15 protein-coding genes are annotated in these 23339 nt (G+C 56.9%); 10 read left to right on the top strand and 5 right to left on the bottom strand.

The window, feature by feature from the left end; translation table 11 throughout:
• Nucleotides 1–3 precede the first annotated feature (3 nt).
• From bcsB to C0560_RS19870, 6 genes are all read left to right on the top strand, one after another.
• Complete coding sequence (gene bcsB, locus C0560_RS19895) at nt 4–2436, top strand: cellulose biosynthesis cyclic di-GMP-binding regulatory protein BcsB (RefSeq protein ID WP_100778491.1); 2433 nt, start codon at nt 4–6, stop codon at nt 2434–2436.
• Between the two features lie 6 nt (nt 2437–2442).
• Nucleotides 2443–3549 (top strand): cellulose synthase complex periplasmic endoglucanase BcsZ, encoded by a 1107-nt coding sequence (bcsZ, locus tag C0560_RS19890; protein WP_248860316.1) that lies wholly within the window; start codon nt 2443–2445, stop codon nt 3547–3549.
• Nucleotides 3531–7028: a cellulose synthase complex outer membrane protein BcsC gene (gene bcsC / locus C0560_RS19885; protein WP_248859297.1), complete on the top strand. Its 3498-nt coding sequence runs from the start codon at nt 3531–3533 to the stop codon at nt 7026–7028. The genes bcsZ and bcsC overlap by 19 nt, the downstream gene beginning before the upstream one ends.
• A gap of 119 nt (nt 7029–7147) precedes the next feature.
• Nucleotides 7148–9154, top strand: coding sequence for a biofilm formation regulator HmsP (hmsP, locus tag C0560_RS19880; protein ID WP_248859296.1), 2007 nt, complete (start codon nt 7148–7150; stop codon nt 9152–9154).
• Between the two features lie 159 nt (nt 9155–9313).
• Nucleotides 9314–10600, top strand: a complete 1287-nt coding sequence (dctA, locus tag C0560_RS19875; protein ID WP_100778496.1) for a C4-dicarboxylate transporter DctC — start codon at nt 9314–9316, stop codon at nt 10598–10600.
• Nucleotides 10601–10824: 224 nt separating this feature from the next.
• A complete protein-coding gene (locus C0560_RS19870; RefSeq protein WP_100778497.1) occupies nt 10825–12315 on the top strand; it encodes a pitrilysin family protein in 1491 nt (496 codons plus the stop codon).
• A 73-nt stretch (nt 12316–12388) separates the two neighbouring features.
• On the opposite strand, the gene C0560_RS19865 is transcribed toward C0560_RS19870, so the two are convergent.
• Complete coding sequence (locus tag C0560_RS19865; protein WP_123429833.1) at nt 12389–13318, bottom strand: sugar kinase; 930 nt, start codon at nt 13316–13318, stop codon at nt 12389–12391.
• 231 nt (nt 13319–13549) lie between these two features.
• Here C0560_RS19865 and pdeH point away from each other — a divergent pair, with 231 nt between their 5' ends.
• Nucleotides 13550–14323 (top strand): cyclic-guanylate-specific phosphodiesterase, encoded by a 774-nt coding sequence (pdeH, locus tag C0560_RS19860; RefSeq protein WP_100778499.1) that lies wholly within the window; start codon nt 13550–13552, stop codon nt 14321–14323.
• Nucleotides 14324–14445: 122 nt separating this feature from the next.
• Nucleotides 14446–16506: an AsmA family protein gene (locus tag C0560_RS19855; RefSeq protein ID WP_123429832.1), complete on the top strand. Its 2061-nt coding sequence runs from the start codon at nt 14446–14448 to the stop codon at nt 16504–16506.
• An 88-nt stretch (nt 16507–16594) separates the two neighbouring features.
• On the opposite strand, the gene C0560_RS19850 is transcribed toward C0560_RS19855, so the two are convergent.
• From C0560_RS19850 to C0560_RS19840, 3 genes are all read right to left on the bottom strand, one after another.
• Nucleotides 16595–17917 carry an MFS transporter gene (locus C0560_RS19850; RefSeq protein WP_100778501.1) on the bottom strand — a complete coding sequence of 441 codons (1323 nt, stop codon included), beginning with the start codon at nt 17915–17917 and terminating at the stop codon, nt 16595–16597.
• A 274-nt stretch (nt 17918–18191) separates the two neighbouring features.
• Nucleotides 18192–19217, bottom strand: a complete 1026-nt coding sequence (gene yhjD / locus C0560_RS19845) for an inner membrane protein YhjD (protein WP_100780794.1) — start codon at nt 19215–19217, stop codon at nt 18192–18194.
• Nucleotides 19218–19269: 52 nt separating this feature from the next.
• Complete coding sequence (locus C0560_RS19840; protein WP_100778502.1) at nt 19270–20169, bottom strand: LysR family transcriptional regulator; 900 nt, start codon at nt 20167–20169, stop codon at nt 19270–19272.
• Nucleotides 20170–20288: 119 nt separating this feature from the next.
• On the opposite strand from C0560_RS19840, the gene C0560_RS19835 reads away from it, so the two are divergent.
• Nucleotides 20289–21047 (top strand): SDR family NAD(P)-dependent oxidoreductase, encoded by a 759-nt coding sequence (locus tag C0560_RS19835; RefSeq protein ID WP_102105277.1) that lies wholly within the window; start codon nt 20289–20291, stop codon nt 21045–21047.
• Between the two features lie 4 nt (nt 21048–21051).
• Here the strand turns inward: C0560_RS19835 and C0560_RS19830 are convergent, their stop codons facing one another.
• The gene (locus tag C0560_RS19830) at nt 21052–21591 is read right to left on the bottom strand and encodes a GNAT family N-acetyltransferase (RefSeq protein WP_123429831.1); all 540 of its coding nucleotides are present in this window, start codon (nt 21589–21591) and stop codon (nt 21052–21054) included.
• A 148-nt stretch (nt 21592–21739) separates the two neighbouring features.
• Between C0560_RS19830 and C0560_RS19825 the strand changes: the two genes are divergently transcribed.
• Entirely contained in the window at nt 21740–23335 is a 1596-nt protein-coding gene (locus C0560_RS19825; RefSeq protein ID WP_100778505.1) for an STY4199 family HEPN domain-containing protein, read from the top strand.
• Nucleotides 23336–23339 lie beyond the last annotated feature (4 nt).

Below are 23339 nucleotides of genomic sequence, written 5' to 3'. Positions count from 1 at the left end.
GCGATGAAAAGAAAACTTTCCTGGATATGTGCTGTGGCGGTTGGGATGAGTTCGCTGCCCGCAATGATGGCTCAGGCGGCGCCTGAAAATTCGACGCAAACCCCTGCACCGACGGTGCCTGTCGTGGCGCAAGCGACGGATCCGGTGGTTACCGCAGCACCTGGGCAAACCGAAAACGTGGTGCCTAATCAGCCAACGGAGGGGAACACCCTGCCGGGAACGCCGACGGGCGCGCAGGCGGTTGGCCAGGTGATGCCGGGCGTGAACGGTGCGAATGCGCCTATCGTTGCGGATAACGTTCCGTCGCGTGACGTGAAGCTGACGTTTGCGCAGATTGCGCCGCCTCCGGGCAGCATGATCCTGCGCGGGATCAACCCGAACGGTGGCGTTGAGTTTGGCATACGCAGCGATGAAGTGGTCTCCAGCGCGCTGCTGAATCTGGAATACACCCCATCGCCGTCCCTGCTGCCGGTTCAGTCCCAGCTGAAGGTCTACCTCAATGACGAGCTGATGGGCGTACTGCCGGTCACCAAAGAGCAGCTGGGCAAGAAAACACTGGCGCAGGTGCCGATCAACCCGCTGTTTATCACCGACTTTAACCGCGTGCGCCTCGAATTTGTCGGCCACTATCGCGACGTCTGCGAAAACCCGGCCAGCAGCACTCTGTGGATGGACGTCGGTCGTAACTCCTCCCTGAACATGACGTACCAGACGCTGGCGGTCAAAAATGATCTTTCCGCGTTCCCGATTCCGTTCTTTGATCCACGCGATAACCGCGAGCTGAACCTGCCGGTGGTGTTTGCCGGTTCACCGGACGTGGCGCAACAGCAGGCGGCGACCATCGTCACCTCGTGGTTTGGCTCCCGCTCTGGCTGGCGCGGGCAGAGCTTCCCGGTACTGTTCGACAAGCTGCCGGAAAGAAACGCTATCGTGTTTGCCACCAACGACAAACGCCCGGCGTTCCTGCGCGATCACCCTGAGGTGAAAGGCCCGACCGTCGAAATGATGAATCATCCGGATAAGCCGTATGTGAAATTGTTAGTGGTATTTGGTCGCGATGATAAAGATCTGGTCCAGGCGGCGAAAGGCATTGCCCAGGGGAACGTGCTGTTCCGTGGCAATAGCGTCGCCATTGGCGACGTGAAACCGCTGCTGGCGCGTAAACCTTACGATGCGCCAAACTGGATCCGCACCGATCGCGCGGTGACCTTCGGCGAACTGAAAACCTATGAAGAGCAGCTCCAGTCTACCGGGCTTGAGCCATCCGCCATTAACGTCTCCCTGAACCTGCCGCCGGATCTCTATCTGCTGCGCAGCAACGGGATCGATATCAATCTGAACTATCGCTATACCGCGCCGCCAACGAAAGACAGCTCGCGCATGGATATCAGCCTGAACAACCAGTTCCTGCAATCCTTCCCGCTGACCAGCAGCCAGGACACCAACAAGCTGTTGCTGCGTCTGCCGGTCCTTCAGGGTCTGCTGGACGGCAAAACGGACGTCTCCATTCCGGCGCTGAAACTCGGGGCGGTGAACCAGTTGCGCTTTGATTTCCAGTACATGAACCCAATGCCTGGCGGCTCGGTGGATAACTGCATCACCTTCCAGCCGGTCGCGAATCATGTGGTCATCGGCGATGACTCCACCATCGACTTCTCGAAGTATTATCACTTTATCGCGCTGCCGGATCTGCGCGCTTTTGCTAACGCCAGCTTCCCGTTCAGCCGTATGGCCGACCTCTCTGAAACCATCGTTGTGATGCCAAAAACACCTAACGAAGGCCAGGTGGCGACGCTGCTCGATGCGATGGCATCCGTCGGCGCACAAACCGGTTTACCGGCGCTGAACGTCACGTTGACGGATGATGGCAGCCAGATTCAGGGTAAAGACGCCGATATCATGCTCATTGGCACCATCCCGGATAAGCTGAAAGACGATAAACGTATCGACCTGCTGGTCCATGCGACCGAGTCCTGGGTGAACACACCGCTGCGCCAGACCTCCTTCCCGAGCATCATGCCGGATATGGCCGACCGCGAAGCGAGCGCTCAGACCAACATCAGCTCCCAGGGACCGATGGCGGCGATTGTCGGCTTCCAGTCTCCTTACAACGATCAGCGCAGCGTCATCGCCCTGCTGGCAGACAGCCCGCGCGGGTATGAGCTGCTGAATGGCGCGATGAATGACAGCGGTAAGCGCGCCGCGATGTTTGGTTCGGTCGCGGTGATCCGTGAGTCCGGCGTGAATAGCCTGCGCGTGGGTGACGTCTACTACGTCGGTCATCTGCCGTGGTTCGAGCGCATGTGGTATGCCCTGGCAAACCATCCGGTGCTGCTGGCGGTCTTCGCGGCGATAAGCGTCGTGCTGCTCGCGTGGGTGATGTGGCGTCTGCTGCGTATTATCAGCCGTCGTCGTCTGCATTCGGATCGTGAGTAACCGGTGATGAAAGGGTTTCGCTGGTGCGTAATGGCTATGGTGGTAATGGCGGCGGTGAACGTTCGCGCCGCCTGCACCTGGCCTGCATGGGAGCAGTTTAAAAAGGACTATATCAGCGAAGGCGGGCGCGTCATTGATCCCAGTGACGCGCGCAAAATCAGTACGTCGGAAGGGCAAAGCTACGCGCTGTTTTTTGCCCTCGCGGCGAACGATCGTCAGACCTTTGATCGCCTGCTCGGCTGGACGCGCGACAACCTCGCGCAGGGCGATTTAAGCCAGCATCTCCCCGCCTGGCTGTGGGGAATGAAAGAGAAAGACGCCTGGGCGGTGATCGACAGCAATTCAGCGTCGGATGCCGATATCTGGATTGCCTGGTCGCTGCTGGAGGCGGGGCGTCTGTGGAAAGCGCCAGAGTACACCGCCACCGGGAAAGCGCTGCTCAAGCGCATCGCCAGTGAAGAGGTGGTAAAAGTGCCGGGCCTGGGGCTGATGCTGCTGCCCGGCAAAGTCGGCTTTGCCGAAGAGAAATCCTGGCGCTTCAATCCAAGCTATCTCCCGCCGCAGCTGGCGAACTATTTCACCCGCTTTGGCGCACCCTGGACTACGCTTCGTGAAACCAATTTGCGCCTGCTGCTGGAAACCGCGCCAAAAGGGTTCTCACCCGACTGGGTGCAATATCAAAAAAATAAGGGCTGGCAACTGAAGCCAGAAAAAACGTTTATCGGCAGTTACGATGCGATTCGCGTCTATCTCTGGGCGGGCATGTTGCACGACCGGGACCCGCAGAAAGCACGGCTGCTGGCGCGTTTTAAACCCATGGCGACGCTAACAACAAAAAAAGGCGTTCCCCCTGAGAAAGTCGATGTCGCCAGCGGTAAAACCACGGGGAATGGCCCGGTTGGTTTCTCCGCCTCACTGCTGCCGTTTTTACAAAACCGCGATGCACAAGCGGTACAACGTCAGCGTGTCGCCGACCATTTTCCCGGTAACGACGCCTATTACAGCTACGTACTGACCCTGTTTGGACAAGGATGGGATCAGCACCGTTTTCGTTTCACCGCAAAGGGTGAATTACACCCTGACTGGGGCCAGGAATGCGCAAGTTCTCATTAAGTTTACTCAGTTTATCCCTTGGATTGACGCTGATGCCGCTGGCGCAGGCCGCCAATTCTCCGCAGCAGCAACAGCTGCTGGAACAGGTGCGCCTGGGCGAATCGACCAACCGCGAGGATTTGGTTCGCCAGTCGTTGTATCGTCTTGAACTGATCGACCCCAACAATCCGGATGTGGTCGCCGCGCGTTTCCGCTATTTGCTGCGTCAGGGTGATAACGCCGGGGCGCAAAAAGAGTTAGACCGTCTCAAAGGGCTTGCGCCCAGCTCCAGCGCCTATAAAGCGTCGCGCAATGCGATGCTGCTCTCGACCCCAGAAGGGCGTCAGGATCTGCAGCAGGCGCGCCTGCTGGCCACAACGGGCCATACCCAGGAAGCCATTGCCGCCTACGATAAAATCTTCGCTGGCGATCCGCCGAACGACGTTCTGGCGGCGGAATACTGGAACGTGGTGGCTAAAAATCCCGCCCGCAGCAACGAGGCTATTAACCAGCTTAAAAAAATTAACCTCAGCAGCCCTGGCAACACCGAACTGCAGAACTCGTTATCCCAGCTGCTATTCAAAAACGGCCGTCGTGATGAGGGCTTTGCCGTCCTCAGGCAGATGGCGAGATCGAACGCCGGGCGCGATGCGGCCTCTGATATCTGGTATCAGCAGATCAAAGACCTGCCGGTCAGCGCCGGCAGCGTAAAAGCGCTCCAGGATTATCTGCAGGTGTTCAGCGCGGGCGATAACGTTACCGCCGCCCGCTCGCAGCTGGAAGCTCAGCAAAAACAGCTGGCCGATCCGGCGTTCCGCGCCAAAGCCGAAGGGCTGGCCGCCGTGGAGGCAGGACAGGGCAATAAAGCGGTATCTGACCTGCAGCAGGCGGTAAACGCCAATCACACCGACAGCGAAGCGGTAGGCGCGTTGGGCCAGGCCTACTCCCAGCGCGGCGATCGTGCCCGCGCCGTTGCACAGTTTGAAAAAGCCATTGCTCTCGATCCACAGAGTGATAACCGGGGGAAATGGGACAGCCTGCTGAAAGTGAACCGTTACTGGCTGCTGATCCAGCAGGGCGATGCCGCGCTGAAAGCCAACAATGTCGCACAGGCAGAACGTTACTACCAGCAGGCGCGCACTATCGATAATACCGACAGCTACGCGGTGCTCGGGCTGGGTGATGCCGCCGTCGCGCGCAAAGACAACGCCGCCGCCGAGCGCTTCTACCGGCAGGCCCTGCGGATGGACAGCGGTAACAGCAACGCGGTGCGCGGGCTGGCGAATATCTATCGCGCGGAATCGCCGGAAAAAGCCGACCAGTTTATCCGTTCGCTCTCTGCCAGCCAGCGTCGCAGTATCGACGATATCGAACGCAGCCTGACCAACGACAGATTATCTCAGCAGGCAGAACAGCTGGAGAACGAGGGTAAATTTGCACAGGCAGCGGAAATTCAGCGCCGCCGTCTGGCGCTCTCGCCAGGCGATGTGTGGATTACCTATCGCCTGTCGCGCGATCTCTATAGCGCCGGACAGCGCAGCCAGGCGGATACGCTTATGCGCCAGCTGGCCAGCCAAAAACCGGCCGATCCGGAGCAGGTGTATGCCTACGGGTTATATCTTTCGGGTAACAATCAGGATCGCGCGGCCCTTGCGCACCTGAACACTCTGCCGCGCGAGCAATGGAGCGGCAATATTCAGGAACTGGCTAACCGCCTGCAAAGCGATCAGGTGCTGGAAACCGCCAATCGCCTGCGTGAAAGCGGCCAGGAGCGGGAAGCCGAAACGCTGCTGCGCCAGCAGCCTGCCTCCTCACGTATCGATTTAACGCTGGCCGACTGGGCGCAGCAGCGCGGGGATAACTCGTCGGCCATTGCGGCCTACAACACTGTCCTGCAGCGTGAACCGCAAAATGTTGACGCCCTGCTCGGCCTGACGGAAGTCTATATCGCGCAAGGCAATAAAGACGCTGCCCGCGCTGAGCTTGCCAAACTGCCCGCCGGGCAGAACGGTGAGGCGCCGTCGATCAACACGCAGCGTCGTATCTCGCGGGTGCAGGCCGATCTCGGTGATACGACTGCCGCACAGCAGACCTACAGCAAAATTATTCCGCAGGCCAAATCGCAGCCGCCGTCGATGGAAAGCGCACTGGTGCTGCGCGATGCGGCTAACTTCCAGGCCCAAAGCGGTCAGCCGCAGCAGGCGCTGGAAACCTACAAAGATGCAATGGTGGCCTCCGGCGTCACCCCGTCGCGCCCTGAAGATAACGACAGCTTCACCCGTCTGACGCGCAATGACGAAAAAGACGACTGGCTGAAACGCGGCGTGCGCAGCGATGCGGCGGATCTCTATAAGCAGCAGGATGTGAATGTCACGCTGCAGCACGACTACTGGGGTTCCAGCGGTACGGGCGGGTATTCCGACCTGAAAGCGCACACCACCATGCTGCACGTGGATGCGCCGCTGTCGGACGGACGGATGTTCTTCCGAAGCGACATGGTGAACATGGACGCAGGTTCCTTCGATACCAACGGTGGCACCTACGACCCGAAATGGGGGACCTGTGCGGCGACGCCGTGTAGCGGCAACACCAGCCAGAAACAAAACGGCGCCAGCGTGGCCGTTGGCTGGCAGAACAAAACCTGGGAGATGGACATCGGCACCACGCCGATGGGCTTTGACGTCGTCGATGTGGTCGGCGGCCTGAGCTACAGCAACGATCTCGGCCCGATCGGTTACACCCTGAATGCCCATCGTCGCCCGATCTCCAGCTCACTGCTGGCCTTCGCCGGACAAAAAGACCCGAACACGGGAACCACCTGGGGCGGCGTGCGCGCAACCGGCGGTGGCGTCAGCGTCAGTTACGACAAAGGCGAAGCGAACGGCGTCTGGTCAAGCCTGAATATGGACGCTTTGCAGGGCAAAAACGTCGAGGATAACTGGCGTATTCGCTGGATGACCGGCTATTACTATAAGCTTATCAACGACAACAACGAGCGTCTGACGGTGGGCGTGTCGAATATGCTCTGGCATTACGACAAAGATTTGAGTGCCTATTCTCTGGGACAGGGCGGCTACTACAGCCCGCAGGAGTATGTCTCCTTCGCGCTGCCGGTCACCTGGCGTAAACGCACCGAAAACTGGTCATGGGAGCTGGGCGGGTCGTTCTCCTGGTCGCATTCCAAAACCAAAGACGGGATGCGTTACCCGATTCAGGGGCTGATTCCAGATAATCACTACGATATCGATGACAACCTGATGTATTCCGACAAAAAAGAGCCGGAAAATGGCAGCAGCTCGTCCGGCACCGGTTATACCGCGCGGGCGATTATCGAACGTCGCGTGACCTCAAACTGGTTTGTCGGTCTGGGCGTTGATATTCAGGAGGCGAAAGATTACACCCCGAGTCATGCGTTAATTTACGTGCGCTACTCGGCTGAGGGCTGGCAGGGCGATATGGACCTGCCTCCGCAACCGCTTATCCCTTACGCGGACTGGTAACCGGATTTATCTTTAATCCACCTCTTAGGCTCTCTTAAAATCGTCGCGATCGGGTATACTCTGCCGGGAATAGGGTAACACTTTGTTACCCTATGCTTCGGGTTTTGTGGAGAGTCAATTTGCGTGTCAGCCGTTCTTTAACTATCAAACAAATGGCGATGGTCTCAGCCGTCACTATGGTGTTTGTATTCGTCTTTTGCGTCATTTTGCTGTTTCATTCCGTACAGCAGAATCGCTACAACACGGCTTCGCAACTGGAAAGTATTGCCCGCTCGGTCCGTGAACCGCTTTCCGCCGCCATTCTCAAAGGGGATATCCCCGAAGCAGAAACCATCATCAAGCGCATTCAGCCTGCGGGGATCGTCAGCCGCGCGGATGTGGTATTACCCAATCAATTCCAGGCGTTGCGGATGAGCTTTATTCCCGAACGCCCGGTGCCGATGATGATCATGCGGCTGTTTGAGCTGCCAGTGCAGATTTCGCTCCCGCTCTATTCTCTTGAACGCCCTGCGAACCCGCAGCCGCTGGCCTATCTGGTGTTGCAGGCAGATGCCTATCGCATGCATAAGTTTGTCATGAGCTGGATCGCCACGTTGGTGACCACTTACTTACTTTTGACGCTGATCCTGACCGTGGCGCTCACCTGGTGCATCAACCGGCTGATCGTCCATCCGCTGCGTAAAATTGCCCGTGAGCTAGATAATCTCGCCCCGCAGGACCAGGTCGGGCACCAGCTGGCCCTGCCGCGTCTGCACCACGACGATGAAATCGGTATGCTGGTGCGAAGCTATAACATCAATCAGCAGCGCCTGATGCGCCAGCATGATGAAATCAACAGCAACGCGACCCGCTTCCCGGTCTCGGACCTGCCGAATAAGGCGTTCCTGATGGCCCTGCTGGAGCAGACCGTTGCGCGCCAGCAGACCACCGCACTGATGGCAGTGGCCTGTGAAACCCTGCAGGACACGGCGGGCGTGCTGAAAGAGAGCCAGCGTGAAATGCTGCTCTTGACGCTGGTGGAGAAGATCAAATCGGTGCTGGCGCCGCGCATGGTACTGACGCAGGTCAGCGGCTACGACTTTGTGATTCTGGCCCACGGTGTGAAAGAGCCGTGGCACGCCATCACATTAGGTCAGCAAGTGCTCACTGTCATCAATGAGCGGCTGCCCATCCAGGGGATTCAGCTGCGCCCAAGCGCCAGCATTGGCCTGGCGATGTATTATGGCGATCTGACGGCGGAACAACTCTATCGCCGCGCCTTCTCGGCGGCCTTTACCGCCCGTCGTAAAGGCAAAAATCAGATCCAGTTCTTCGAGCCAGAGCAGATGGAAAAGGCGCAGCAGCGCCTGACGGAAGAGAGCGATATCCTCACGGCGCTCGATAATCACCACTTTGCGATCTGGCTCCAGCCGCAGGTGAATCTGGCCACGGGCGACGTCACCAGCGCGGAAGCGTTGCTGCGCGTCATGCAGCCAGATGGCTCCTGGGAGCTGCCCGAGGGACTTATTGAGCGCATCGAATCCTGTGGCCTGATGGTGACGGTCGGCTACTGGGTGCTGGAAGAGTCATGCCGCCAGCTTTCGGCCTGGCAGGAGCGCGGTATCAACATGCCGCTGTCGGTGAATCTGTCGGCGCTACAACTGATGCATCCGACGATGGTTTCGGAGATGCTGGAGCTGATCAACCGCTACCGCATCAAGCCGGACACTCTGATTCTGGAGGTGACGGAGAGCCGTCGCATCGACGATCCAAACGAAGCGGTGGCGATTCTGAAACCGCTGCGCAACGCCGGTATCCGCATTGCGCTGGATGATTTCGGCATGGGCTACGCCGGTCTGCGTCAGCTCCAGCACATGAAAACGCTGCCGGTCGATGTCCTGAAGATCGATAAAACCTTCGTTGACGGCCTGCCGGACGACAGCAGCATGGTGGAAGCCATTATCCAGATGGCACGCAGCCTGAATCTGCACGTCATTGCCGAAGGGGTCGAAACCGAAGCCCAGCGCGACTGGCTGGCGCAGGCGGGTGTCGAAAGTGGACAAGGTTTCCTGTTTGCCCGAGCCGTTCCGGCGGAAGAGTTCGAAAAACGCTACTTTACGGGCGACAATTCTTACGTAAATGTCTAACTTTGTTGCTGGCTTGTTCGAGTCAGCACACAGTTTTTAACATTCATGTTTCATATTTGATCTAAGTTCATTTCTGTCATGTTTTACGGGTGTTATTTTAAAGCCGCAGGAAAGTTGTACCCATAAGAATCCTGTGGTTTTTCTTTCCAAGGACACCCTATGAAAACCTCTCTCTTTAAAAGCCTTTACTTTCAGGTCCTGACAGCGATTGCCATCGGTATTCTGCTTGGCCATTTCTACCCTGAACTGGGCGCTCAAATGAAACCGCTTGGCGACGCGTTCGTTAAGCTCATTAAAATGATCATCGCGCCCGTTATCTTCTGTACCGTGGTGACCGGTATCGCTGGCATGGAAAGCATGAAGGCGGTAGGCCGGACCGGTGCGGTGGCGCTGCTGTACTTTGAAGTGGTCAGTACGATTGCGCTGATTATCGGCCTGATTATTGTCAACGTCGTGCAGCCGGGCGCGGGGATGAACGTCGATCCTTCGACGCTGGATGCGAAAGCGGTCGCCGTTTACGCCGAGCAGGCTAAAGACCAGGGCATCGTCGCCTTCCTGCTGGATGTCATTCCCGGCAGCGTGATTGGCGCCTTCGCCAGCGGGAATATCCTGCAGGTGCTGCTGTTCGCCGTGCTGTTTGGTTTTGCCCTGCATCGCCTGGGCAGCAAAGGGCAGCTGATTTTCAACGTCATCGAAAGCTTCTCGCAGGTGATTTTCGGCATCATCAATATGATCATGCGCCTGGCACCCATCGGGGCGTTCGGGGCGATGGCCTTTACCATCGGTAAATATGGCGTCGGCACCCTGGTGCAGCTCGGCCAACTGATCATCTGCTTCTATATCACCTGTATTCTGTTTGTGGTCGTGGTGCTGGGCAGTATTGCGCGCGCGACGGGCTTCAGTATTTTCAAATTTATCCGCTACATCCGCGAAGAGCTGCTGATTGTGCTGGGGACGTCGTCCTCCGAATCCGCACTGCCGCGTATGCTTGATAAAATGGAAAAACTGGGCTGCCGTAAATCGGTGGTGGGGCTGGTCATTCCGACGGGGTACTCGTTTAACCTTGATGGAACGTCGATATACCTGACCATGGCGGCGGTGTTTATCGCCCAGGCGACCAACAGCCACATGGATATCTTCCATCAGATCACCTTGCTGGTGGTGCTACTGCTCTCCTCGAAAGGGGCGGCGGGCGTGACGGGCAGCGGGTTTATCGTGCTGGCGGCGACCATCTCGGCGGTAGGGCATCTTCCGGTGGCGGGCCTGGCGCTCATTCTCGGCATCGACCGCTTTATGTCCGAAGCCCGCGCCCTGACTAACCTGGTGGGTAACGGTGTTGCCACGGTGGTGGTGGCGAAATGGGTGAAAGAGCTGGACCATAAAAAACTCGACGATACGCTGAATAATCGCGTGCCGGAGAGCAAATCCCACGGTTTATCCTCATAAATTCAGCACTTATGCCCGCTCACCCTTGTCGGGGAGCGGGCTCCTGCGCATAATAACTGCTCATACCCGTCATACTTCGACAAGATTTTTTTCGGGTATATTTCACTTCTCGCCGTGACGTTTCGCAGAACACGCGGTCTAATCGAAGTGTTTGAACATTATCTTCAGAGTGCTCAATGTAGTGAGACACTCTTTTTAACCAGGAATGTTGATCAGGGGTTTACATGCAGGGCACAAAAATTCGACTCTTAACCGGCGGTTTGCTGATGATGGCAGCAGCCAGTTATGTGCAGGCAGATACGCTCCAGCCCGACCCAGCCTGGCAGCAGGGCACACTGGCGAATGGTTTTCAGTGGCAGGTTTTAGCCACTCCGCAACGTCCCAGTGACCGCATCGAAATTCGTCTTTCCGTCAATACCGGTTCATTAACCGAGAGCACGCAGCAGAGCGGGCTTAGCCATTTTATTCCTCGACTGGCGCTGACCCAAAGCGGCAGTTTGCAAGCCGTGCAGGTGCGTTCACTGTGGCAGCAGGGCATCGACCCGAAACGTCCACTTCCACCTGCAGTTGTCTCCTACGACTACACCATGTTTAACCTCAGCCTGCCCAACAACCGTAACGACCTTCTGAAAGAGGCCCTGACGTGGCTGGGCGATACCGCCGGTAAAGTGGCGATCACCCCTGATACGGTTAACTATGCCCTGAGCAACAGCGACATGGTGGCGACCTGGCCTGCGGATACCAAAGACGGCTGGTGGCGTTACCGCCTGAAAGGCTCATCGCTGCTGGGACACGATCCGGCAGAGCCGGTCAAACAGCCGGTGGATATCGAGCAGGTCAAATCGTTCTATCAAAAATGGTACACCCCGGATGCGATGACCCTGATTGTGGTCGGCAACGTCGACAGCCGCGCGGTGATCGAACAGATTGGCAAAACCTTTGGCGATCTGAAGGGTAAGCGCGAAGTCCCTGCGCCGGTTTCCACGCTGGCCCCGCTGCGTGCCGAGCCGGTGAGCATCATGACCGACTCCGTGCGTCAGGACCGTCTGTCGCTGATGTGGGACACACCATGGCAGCCGATTCGTGAATCCGCCGCGCTGCTGCGCTACTGGCGTGCCGATCTCGCCCGTGAAGCGCTGTTCTGGCATGTTCAGCAGACCCTGAGCAAAAACAATGCGAAGGATATCGGGATTGGCTTCGACTGCCGCGTGCTGTTCCAGCGCGGACAGTGTGCGATCAACGTGGAGTCGCCAAACGACAAACTGAACACGAATCTCAGCGTTGTCGCCAAAGAGCTGGCCAAAGTGCGTAAAGATGGCCTGGGCGAAGAAGAGTTCAACGCGCTGGTGGCGCAGAAGAATCTGGAGCTGCAAAAACTGTTTGCAACCTACGCCCGCACTGACACGGATATCCTGATCAGCCAGCGCATTCGCTCCCTGCAAAATCAGGTGGTGGATATTGCGCCGGAGCAGTATCAGAAGCTGCGCCAGGACTTCCTGAACAGCCTGACCGTTGAGATGATTAATCAGGATCTGCGTCAGCAGTTGTCGCAAGATATGGCGCTTGTTCTGCTGCAGCCGAAAGGCGAGCCGGAATACAACATGAAAGAGCTACAGGCCACCTGGGATGAGATCATGTCGCACGAAGAGCGTACCGCTCAGCCTGCGGCCGATGATTTGCATCAGGATGCGACGGATATTCCGCAAGCGCAGTAATGGCGAAAAGATAATAAAACGGCAACCGATGGTTGCCGTTTTTTTGTTTGTCAGCCGGGTGTCGTGCACGAACTCAGTCAGGCATCGCCTCGCGCGGGATAATCGCCCCGCGATACTGAATCACTGTACTGGCCGTCAGATGTCCGCGTTTTGCGGCTTCCGAAGGCGTACCACCCGTCAGGCGCACGGCCAGATATCCGGCGCTGAACGAATCGCCCGCCGCCGTGGTATCCACCACTTTTTCTTTCGCCAGTTTCACCGCAGGGACGTCCACCACGGCAGCACCTGCCACGGAGACCAGGCAGGAATCGGCGCCACGCTTAATCACCACTTCCGACACACCGGCCTGATGCGTACGTGCGATCACGTCGTCGACCGGTTTTTCGCCCCACAGGGCATCTTCGTCATCGAGGGTTAAGAACGCGATATCGGTGCAGTTCAGCATCTGCTGATAAACCTGCTGCGTCTCTTCGCGGCTCGCCCACAGGCGCGGACGGTAGTTATTATCGAAAATCACTTTCCCGCCGTTCGCGCGGCATTCGTGAAGCAGGGAGAGCAGTTTTTCGCGGCTGGATGGACTTAAGATCGCCAGGCTGATTCCGCTCAGGTAGAGATAATCATAGGTCGCCAGCTCTTCGCAGATGGCCGCAGATTCGTCGCTCTCCAGCCAGAATTTGGCTGCGGCTTCGTTGCGCCAGTAGTAGAACGTGCGCTCGCCGGTGCTGTCGGTCTCGATGTAGTACAGCCCCGGAAGACGGTTTTCCATACGCTGAATCAGCGACGTCTGGACGTTTTCACTCTGCCAGGCTTCCAGCATCTGCTGGCTGAAGCTGTCGGTACCGAGTGCGGTCACATAGTTGACTGTCAGCGCGTCTGGCGCGACCTGACGGGCAATATAGACCGAAGTATTCAACGTATCGCCACCAAAACCGCGGCTAACGTCCGCACCTTTTTGTGACAGCTCAATCATGCATTCGCCAATCACGGCAATTTTTTTAGACATAGTCGTGAACCTGAACCGATAAATTAATGTAAGTGTGCGCTGTGGGGATTTTATGGTCAACTATATTAAAACGTCGTTCCAAATTTTTTTTTGAGCCAGCGCGCGTTCCGGGCAGATTCTGTCATCTTAATTTCATTTTCCCCGCCAGCTGAACATAAAGTTCTCACATCCCGGGCCGATAACCTTTTGACGAGTCCAGACACGTCATCTCTTTTCAACAGGACATCTGAAATGAAGTCAGAGCAGGTTATCCAGCGGCTATGCACCACTCCGGAAGCAAGTATTGAAAGCTTGCAGGAGCATCGCTATTGGCTGCAATGTGAGCGTGCTTATACTTATCAGCCGATTTACCGCATTGACGGCAGACTCATGGCAATTGAAATCTTAACTGTCGTGACCCACCCGTCGAATCCCACGCAGCGCATCGCCCCGGATCGCTATTTCGCCGAGGTGAGCGTACGTCAGCGTCTGGATGTGCTGGAAGAGCAGCTCGAAATGCTGGGGACGAAACGGGACTTTTTCGCCCGGCACGACATTCTGGCGTCGGTGAACGTCGACGGCCCGACGCTGATCGCGCTGCGCCAGAACCCGCAGCTGCAGAAGCTGGTCGCCTCGCTGCCGTGGATGCGCTTTGAGCTGGTCGAGCACGTGCGCCTGCCGCAGGACTCCTCCTTTGCCTCGATGTGCGAGTTTGGCCCCCTGTGGCTGGATGATTTCGGCACGGGCATGGCGAACTTCTCCGCGTTAAGCGAAGTACGCTACGACTACATCAAAGTGGCCCGCGACCTGTTCATCATGCTGCGCCAGACCCAGGAAGGCCGCAATTTGTTCACACTGCTATTGCAGCTGATGAATCGCTATTGCCAGGGCGTGATTGTTGAAGGCGTTGAAACGCTCGAAGAGTGGCGGGATGTGCAGAACTCCCCCGCAGCGGCTGCACAGGGGTATTTCCTCTCTCGTCCGGTACCGATGGATACGCTCGATAACGTTATTATCACGTTGTAACCTCTGCTGTTTCCCAGAATAGCGCGTGGCGAACACGCGCTATTCCCGGAAGCAGCGTCCCCCTTTTTTCCCAGGCCTGAGCTATATTCATGAAAGGCAAGGTAATAAAAAAGGGGATAACGATGTCCAAAACCACCAGGATCGTCACCTGGGTAGCAGGGATCTTCTTGTTGTTGATTGTGGTCGCCATCATCATCATCGCGACGTTCGACTGGAACCGCCTCAAACCGACCATCAACCAGAAAGTCTCCACTGAACTGAACCGGCCTTTCGCCATTCGCGGCGATCTCGGTGTGGTCTGGGAGCGTCAGAAAGACGAAACGGGCTGGCGCAGTTGGGTGCCCTGGCCGCACGTTCATGCCAACGATATTATTCTCGGCAACCCGCCCGATATTCCGGAAGTCACCATGGTCCACCTGCCGCGCGTGGAAGCGACGCTGGCACCGTTAGCGCTGCTGACGAAAACCGTCTATCTCCCGTGGATCAAACTGCAACAGCCCGACGCGCGGCTGATTCGCCTGTCAGAGAAGAACAACAACTGGACCTTTAATCTGGCCAGCAGCGGTGAGAAAGATCCCAATGCGCCGCCGTCGGCCTGGTCTTTCCGGCTGGATAATATTCTGTTCGATCGTGGGCGGATCGCCATCGATGACAAAGTCAGCAAAGCGGATATTGAGATCCTGGTCGATCCGCTGGGCAAACCGCTGCCGTTCAGCGAAGTCACCGGCACCAAAGGCAAAGACGAGAAAACCCGCGTGGGTGATTACGTCTTTGGCCTGAAGGCGAAAGGGCGCTACAACGAGCAACCTCTCACCGGGACCGGCAAAATTGGCGGCGTACTGGCGCTGCGCAGTGAGGGTACACCGTTCCCGGTGCAGGCGGATTTCCGCTCGGGCAACACCCGTGTGGCGTTTGTCGGCACGGTACATGACCCGATGAAAATGGGCGGCGTCGATTTGCAGCTCAAATTCTCCGGTGATTCGCTCGGTGAGCTGTACGACTTAACCGGCGTCCTGCTCCCGGATACGCCACCGTTTGAGACGGACGGGCGGCTGGTCGCCAAAATCGATACGGAAAAATCGTCGGTCTTTGATTACCGCAATTTTAATGGCCGTATCGGTGACAGCGACATTCACGGCTCGCTCGCTTATACCACTGGCAAACCGCGCCCGAAACTGGAAGGTGATGTGGAATCGCGCCAGCTGCGCCTCGCCGATCTCGGGCCGCTGATTGGCGTCGATTCGGGTAAAGGTGCTCAGCAATCCAAACGCTCTGAGCAGAAGAAAGGCGAGAAAGACATTCAGCCGTCGGACAAAGTGCTGCCGTACGACCGCTTTGAAACCGACAAATGGGACGTGATGGACGCCGATGTACGCTTCAAAGGGCGCAAAATTGAGCACGGCAGCACGCTGCCGATAAGCGACCTCTCGACCCATATCATCCTGAAAAACGCCGATCTGCGCCTGCAGCCGCTGAAATTCGGACTGGCGGGCGGGACCATCTCCTCCAACATTCACCTCGAAGGCGATAAAAAGCCGATGCAGGGGCGGGCCGATATTCAGGCGCGCAGGCTGAAGCTGAAACAGCTGATGCCGAACGTGGAGCTGATGCAGAAAACCCTCGGTGAAATGAACGGTGATGCGGATATTCGTGGGGTGGGGAACTCCATCGCGGCGCTGCTCGGCAGCAGCAACGGAAATCTCAAACTGCTGATGAATGACGGCCTGGTGAGCCGCAACCTGATGGAGATCCTCGGGCTGAACGTCGGTAACTTTATCATCGGGCAGATTTTTGGTGATGATGAAGTGCGGGTGAACTGCGCGGCCGCCAACCTGGATCTGGTCAACGGCGTGGCGCGTCCGCAGATTTTTGCCTTCGATACGGAAAATGCGGTGATCAACGTAACGGGGACGGCGAGCATGGCCTCGGAGCAGCTGGATTTAACCATCGATCCGGAGAGTAAAGGCTTCCGTATTATTACCCTGCGCTCACCGCTTTATGTTCGCGGTTCGTTCAAAAATCCGCAGGCGGGTGTCAAAGCCGGGCCGTTGATTGCGCGCGGCGCTGTCGCGGCAGCGCTGGCAACGCTTGTCACGCCAGCGGCGGCTCTGCTGGCACTGATTTCGCCGTCAGAAGGTGACACCAATCAGTGTCGGACGATTTTGTCGCAGATGAAAAAGTAACGAGGCGTGTGATGCTCTCAACCAGCCCTCTCCCGAATGAGAGAGGGTGAACAGAAAAAAAACGGCAACCCGAGGTTGCCGTTTTTATTTATAAGGACTGATGCCGCGTTTCGTGCGTCAACAGCAGCGCAATCAGCGTCAGTCCTGCCATCGCCGCCAGATATACGCCCACGTAGAACAGCCCATAGTTCGCCTGCAGCCAGGTGGCGATATACGGCGCGACAGAGGCACCCAGAATCGATGACACGTTATAGGAGAACGACGCGCCGGTGTAACGCACTTCGGTCGGGAACAGCTCCGGCAGCAGCGCACCCATCGGGCCAAAGGTCAGCCCCATCAGGCTCAAACCAATCAGTAAGTAAGCCATCACCAGCGCCGGGCTACCGGAACCCAGCAGCGGTGGGAAGACAAACAGTGCGAAGAGAATAATCAGCGACGTAATCACGATCATGCTTGAACGACGGCCAAATTTATCCGCCAGCAGCCCGGCAATCGGCACCATCACGCCGAAGCCGATCACCGCCATCATCAGCATCCACAGCACTTCATTGCGCGGCAGACCAAGGCCCACGGGTGCTGCTGCGGTACTGAAGGTCATGGAGTAGACCGTCATAATATAAAACAGCGTATAGGTCGCCAGCATGATGAAGGTGCCGAGTACGGTCACGCGAAGGTGTTTGGTCAGCAGCGTGCCCAGCGGGATTTTCACCTGCTTTTTCGCCGCCGCGACTTTGGCGAACACCGGCGTCTCATGCAGGGAAACGCGCACATACAGGCCGATCAGCACCAGCACTGCCGAGAAGATAAACGGAATACGCCAGCCCCAGCTCATGAACTGCTCGTCGGTCAGCAGCCAGGAGAGCAGCAGGAAGGTGCCGTTCGCGAAGAAGAAGCCAATCGGCGCGCCCAATTGCGGGAAAGAGCCGTACAGCGCGCGTTTACGCGGTGGCGCATTTTCTGTCGCCAGCAGCGCCGCGCCGCCCCACTCACCGCCAAGCCCCAGGCCCTGACCAAAACGCGCCAGCGCCAGCAGCATCGGCGCCAGAATACCGATTGTTTCGTAGGTCGGCAGCAGGCCAATCGCTACGGTAGATATCCCCATCGTCAGCAGCGACGCTACCAGCGTCACTTTACGCCCGACGCGGTCGCCAAAGTGTCCGAAGACCGCCGAACCAATCGGGCGGGCGATAAAGGCGATGGCGAACGTTGCCAGCGATTGCAGCGTGGCAGCCGTCGGATCACCCTGCGGGAAGAAGATATGCGGAAAAACGATGACCGCGGCGGTTGCGTAAATATAGAAATCGAAGAATTCGATAGCGGTGCCAATCAGAGAGGCAACGACGACTTTATTACGCGAGTTTACCGGCGTGCTTTCCGGTTCTGAATCGAGAGTTGTGGCTGTGGCTTGCATAAAATTTTCTTATTGTTTGGTCTGACGAAAGGCCATATTACGCATAGCAAAAGCGACATTTCAATCTGTAACAAGGGCGCGACGCGGTGAGAAAAGCAGCAAAAAGCGGATAATATTCAGGCTGACGAAATACCTTCCATGAAATGCTTCACAGAATTCAAATATCAGTTGATAAAACTGGTTTTTGGTTAAATAAAAGTTACAGGCTGGATTTATATGCTGAAATGACGGATCGGGCTGAAACTTTGCATTCTTATTCAGCCCGATACGCCGTTTAGCGGTGGGTTTTGCCCGGCATTCGCGGGTCGTCTTTGTATTCGGCGGTGGCAATCCACGCGGCGCAGAACAGCGTCAGACGGGCGAAGAAGTAGAAGAACGCCATCAGACCGAGGACCGAGCCAAACGCCGCGCCAGACGGGGATTTCACCAGCGACGGCAGGGTGTACGTCATCACGATCTTAATCACTTCAAAGCCAATCGCGGCGATAAAGGTCCCACGGATCAGCGCTTTCTTGCGCGGACGGTGGCGCGGTAATCGCCAGAAGATCCAGAAGAACAGCAGATAGTTGGCAAAAATGGAGATCGCCAGACCAATCAGCCGCCAGGCGGGTTTCAGCCAGTCGATGTAATCCAGATAGAGCGCTGAAATGATCATCTGCTGCGCGGAACCGGCGACAGAGGTGATCGACAGCGTCACAACCAGGGCGACCAGCAGGCCAATCAGCGACACGAAATCGCGGAAATACTTAATCCAGATTTTTTCCTGATCCTGCGGCTTGCGCTCCCAGACGTCGCGCGACTGAGCGCGAATCGCCTCGCGCAGGTTCCCCATCCAGTTGATACCGGAATAGAGGGCAATCAGCAGCCCGACAATCCCCACGGTGGTACGCTGCTGCACCGCAGTGTTGATGGTGCTTTTCAGGGTGCCGGCCAGCGTCGGGTCGCTCACGTTAACCAGAATCTTGTTGAAGATGTCCTGCAAGAGCGTCGGGTGCGAGGCGAGGACAAAACCCGCCGCCGCAAATGACACCATCATAATCGGGATCATCGACAGGAAGGAGAAGTAGGTAATCGCCGCACCAAACTGGTTGCCCATGCGGTCGTTGAAGCGCTCTGCGGCGCGGATCAGGTGCGCAATCATCGGCCGGCGCTGAATCTTTTGCGCGGTTCCGGTGACGGTCTCCAGCGCTTTGGTGGCTTTAGCGGCTGAGGGGCTTTTTTGCGGCTCAGATTCCATCTTTTTGATGGGTTCGTATTCCAGTTCTTGAGTGGGTCGTTGCGGGTTGTTTTCCGGCGTCACGCGCATTTTCCTTTTTTCGTTTGGCGGGAATTTATTGAATTATAGCTCGCGACTAATCAACGTAAGCTTTCATTATCGTCGTCAGCCATTCCATGAACAGATGAACCCGCCGCGAGAGATTGCGACGATGCGGGTAAATCAGCGAAACCGGCATCGGTTCGGCGCGGTATTGCGGCAGGATCTCGACCATTTTTTTGGCCTTAAGCGCCTCGCGCACGCCGACGCGCGGCACCTGAATAATCCCCAGTCCGGCGAGGCAGGCCGCGTGGTAGGTCTCGGTGCTGTTAACCGTTAAAATGCCGCCGGTCTTCACCCACTGGGTGGCATCGCCGTTATAAAACTCGAAACCCTGCGGGCGGGTACCCAGATTCAGCGCGTAATGAATTACCGCGTGGGAAGCCAGATCGTCCAGCGTCTCCGGATAGCCAAAACGCGCCAGATAGTCCGGGCTGGCGCAGTTAATGATCGACAGTTTACCCAGCGAGCGGGCGATTAAGCCCGAATCCTTCAGCGTGCCGACGCGTACCACGCAGTCAAATCCTTCGCGGATGACATCGACCATCCGATCGCTGCTGCTCAATTCCAGCTCAATGCCGGGGTACTGCTGTAAAAAAGCGGGCAGTTTTGGGATGACTAAATTTCGCGCAACGCCAACGGGCATATCGACGCGCAATCGTCCGCTGATGCTGGTGGGATCATGCTGGAAAAGACCGTCCAGTTCGTCGAGGTTTGCCAGCAGATCTTTTGCCCGCTCGTAATAGACCATGCCGTCCTGCGTAAGGCTGACGCGGCGCGTCGTGCGGTGCAAAAGCTGAGTACCGAGCAGGTTCTCCAGCGCCTGAATCTGGCGCGATACGCTACCTTTAGGTAGACCCAGCGTGTCCGCGGCGCGAGAAAAACTCTCCAGTTCCGCCACGCGGATGAAGAGCTGCATTGCGTGAATTTTATCCATAGGCTGCGCTCATTATTGTTATTAATGAAACAGTGAAGCGTTTTTAACCCTCTTTATTGATTTTCTATCACCTAATAAGCTCTTTCTCAATCGCCATATCAAACGAAACGAGGTTTCTCATGAGTGAACGTATTGCATTAGTGACAGGTGGCAGCCGTGGGCTGGGGAAAAACGCGGCGCTGAAGCTGGCTGCGAAGGGAACCGGAATCATCCTGACTTACCAGAGCAGCCAGAAAGAGGCGCAGGATGTTGTGCGCGAAATTGAATTAAAAGGGGTGAAAGCGGTGGCATTACAGCTGAACGTCGGGGATACCTCGACCTTCGAACGCTTTGTCGCTGAAGTCCGCTCCCAGCTTAAACATGTGTGGCAGCGCGACACCTTCGATTATTTATTAAACAACGCCGGAACCGGTTTATATGCCCCGTTTGCAGAGACCACCGAAGCGCAGTTTGATGACGCCCTGAACGTCCATTTCAAAGGCCCGTTCTTCCTGACCCAGCGCCTGTTGCCGTTGATTAAAGACGGCGGGCGCATCCTGAACGTCTCCAGCGGGCTGGCGCGCTTTGCGCAGCCTGGCTCCAGTACCTATGCGGCAATGAAAGGGGCGATGGAAGTGCTGACGCGCTATCAGGCCAAAGAGTTAGGCGCGCGTAAAATCACGGCCAATATTATCGCGCCGGGTGCGATTGAAACCGATTTTGGCGGCGGGCGGGTGCGCGATAATGTCCAGATCAATCAGATGGTGGCGTCGAACACCGCCCTTGGGCGCGTCGGGCTGCCGGATGACATCGGTGATGCTATCGCCGCGCTGCTGAGCGATGAGCTGGGCTGGATGAACGCGCAGCGCATCGAAGTCTCAGGCGGGATGTTCCTGTAAATCGTTAACGGCGCTTTGCGGGGTACTCATGTTTTAACAGGCTGAATATCCAGTCGTTTTGCCAGCGCTCAGCAAGCCAGTAGTTTTCACGCAGCTCGCCTTCCAGCACAAAGCCCGTTTTTTCCAGCAGGGCGCGGGAGGCGAGGTTGCCCACCGTCACCGTGGCGGTGAGACGGCGAATTCCCCCCTCATTAAACGCGTAATCACACACGGCGCGCAGCGACTCATATCCGTAGCCTTTCCCCTGTGCGTGTGGGTCGAAAATAAATCCCACTTCGGCGCAATCATTATCTCTGTGAATATATCCGGTGGCGCCCAGCGGCGTTTGGCTGGCGGTGTCGCGCACGATAAGGCACATCCAGTGCGCGCTGCCTGGTTCCCACGGCTGGAGGCGTGGCTCAAAAGCCTCACGGATCACCGCAATAGGGCGCTTTTCGGCGATAAATCGCATCACATCGGGGTTTTGTTGCAGCGACAGGTAAAACGGCCAGTCCTGCTCCTCAACGGGCGAGCATGTCAGACGCGAAGTGGTGAGTACCGGCATTCGAATTCTCCCATAACTATTTTCAATGATTATAGAGCTGTCACTTTATTTCTCCATAATCTCAGTTATGGTTTAACAGCACATAAATAAAAGAAAAAATTGCCTTTAAGGCCAGCTTATTCTGCTTTGTAGTACGTTAAGGAAAATGATGACATCGGGTACTTCACACCACATCCGTGAACAATTTGAACAGTGTATTGGCATTATTCGCCACGCCTCCGTGGAGATCTTACTGCTGCTGGATGTTCACGTCTCTGAAGGGAAAGATCCACGCTGGTTCCTGGAACAGCTCGATAATGCCCGCCTGGGTCTGGGCGGATGGGGACCGGTAGCAAAACGGCTGAATCTGAATGACGCCGAAATGTCGGAATTCACGCTCCAGTTACGCCTTTTGCAGCAGCGCGTTCCGCAATATGAAAGCGGCCAGGATGTCAGCCAAAACCAGCTGATTGCCGCCATGCGTTTCGTCACGGCGCTGGAGCATCTGCGGTTGCAGCAGCCGCTGCTGGGCTACAACACCGATCTGGCACCAGGCAATGAATCCCTGCAATTGCAGGCGCATAAGCAGGTGCGCGCCCTTGAGCTGATGATTAAATCCTTGATCATGCAGGCGTGGCCCGATCCGGTGCGGCTCAATAACCATCTGAAAACCCTCTTCAATGCCGACCGGGTCCGGCGCTGGCTGAAGAACAGCGAACGCAACGATGTGTTGAGCGGCATGTTGTTCAGCGAAATGGCGCAGATGCTGGTGGATAAGAAAGAATTTAGCCGCTACTACTCGTCGCTGTTTAATGACCGCACGAATCTGACGTTGCTCGTTGAGCCGCGTAAAACCCTGCAGACTTTCCTCGATGATATCCGCCAGATCCGCAATATGCTGACGGTGCAGCAAGCGCTCAGCTCGGCGCAACTTCTGCTGCTCGATAATTACTACGCCCAGATAGCGGGGCCGATTCAGCGGGCGTTTGAAGAGGGACGCACGCGCATTAACCCGACAGGGCTGATGGCGGTCGATGCCAGCGAACTGCACAGCTTCTGGGAAAATGCGCAGAAAATGGATCGTCAGACCGGTGGCGATCTGTTTGAAATTCGCGACAGCATTGAAAAACCGACGCAACGCACGCCGCGCACGCCTGAACAGCGCGATCAGCTGATCTCCAGCGCGCTGTGGGGCGCCGTGGGGGTGATGGTGCTCGCGATTATTGCAGGCGGAGTGTGGCTGGTGACCAGCGGCACGCCTTCGTCGGCGGCGGCAAATGTCAGCCCCGAGCCGCAGCAGGTGGCGAAAGAGATGCGCGAAGCGCCGTCCTCACGGGAAAAACTGACCCGTATGGGCGTGACCTGGGATGAGAACAATTTCCGCTCGGCCATCGATCGCAACGACACGCGTGCGGCGTTGCTGTTCCTGCAGGGCGGGATGGACTGGAAGCTGGCCTGGACCGAGCAGGCGATGTCCGCCGGGTACGATGACGTGCTGGAGGTATTGCTGCGCTATCGCCTGCAAATGGTAGAGCAGAAACCATGCCGTCGGTTTATCGCCACTCTGAGCCATGCGATGTCGAACGGGGAGGCGATGACCTCCATGCGCAAGCAATATCTCCAGGCGTTCTGTACGGTGCCCGCCGTCGTGCAGCGTCAGAAATATGAAGCCGACCAGGCTAAGCGACGTGCTCAGGCGCAGCCGGATGCCAGCAGCAAAAAATGGCAGTCTATTCAGACCGCCATTTATGATGTGATTCGGTAAAGCG

This window comes from Lelliottia sp. AC1 (assembly GCF_023278595.1).
Classification (GTDB): Bacteria; Pseudomonadota; Gammaproteobacteria; order Enterobacterales; family Enterobacteriaceae; genus Enterobacter; species Enterobacter nimipressuralis.
The sequence above is the reverse complement of the archived record's forward strand: the minus strand, read 5'-3'. Positions and strand labels throughout refer to the sequence as shown.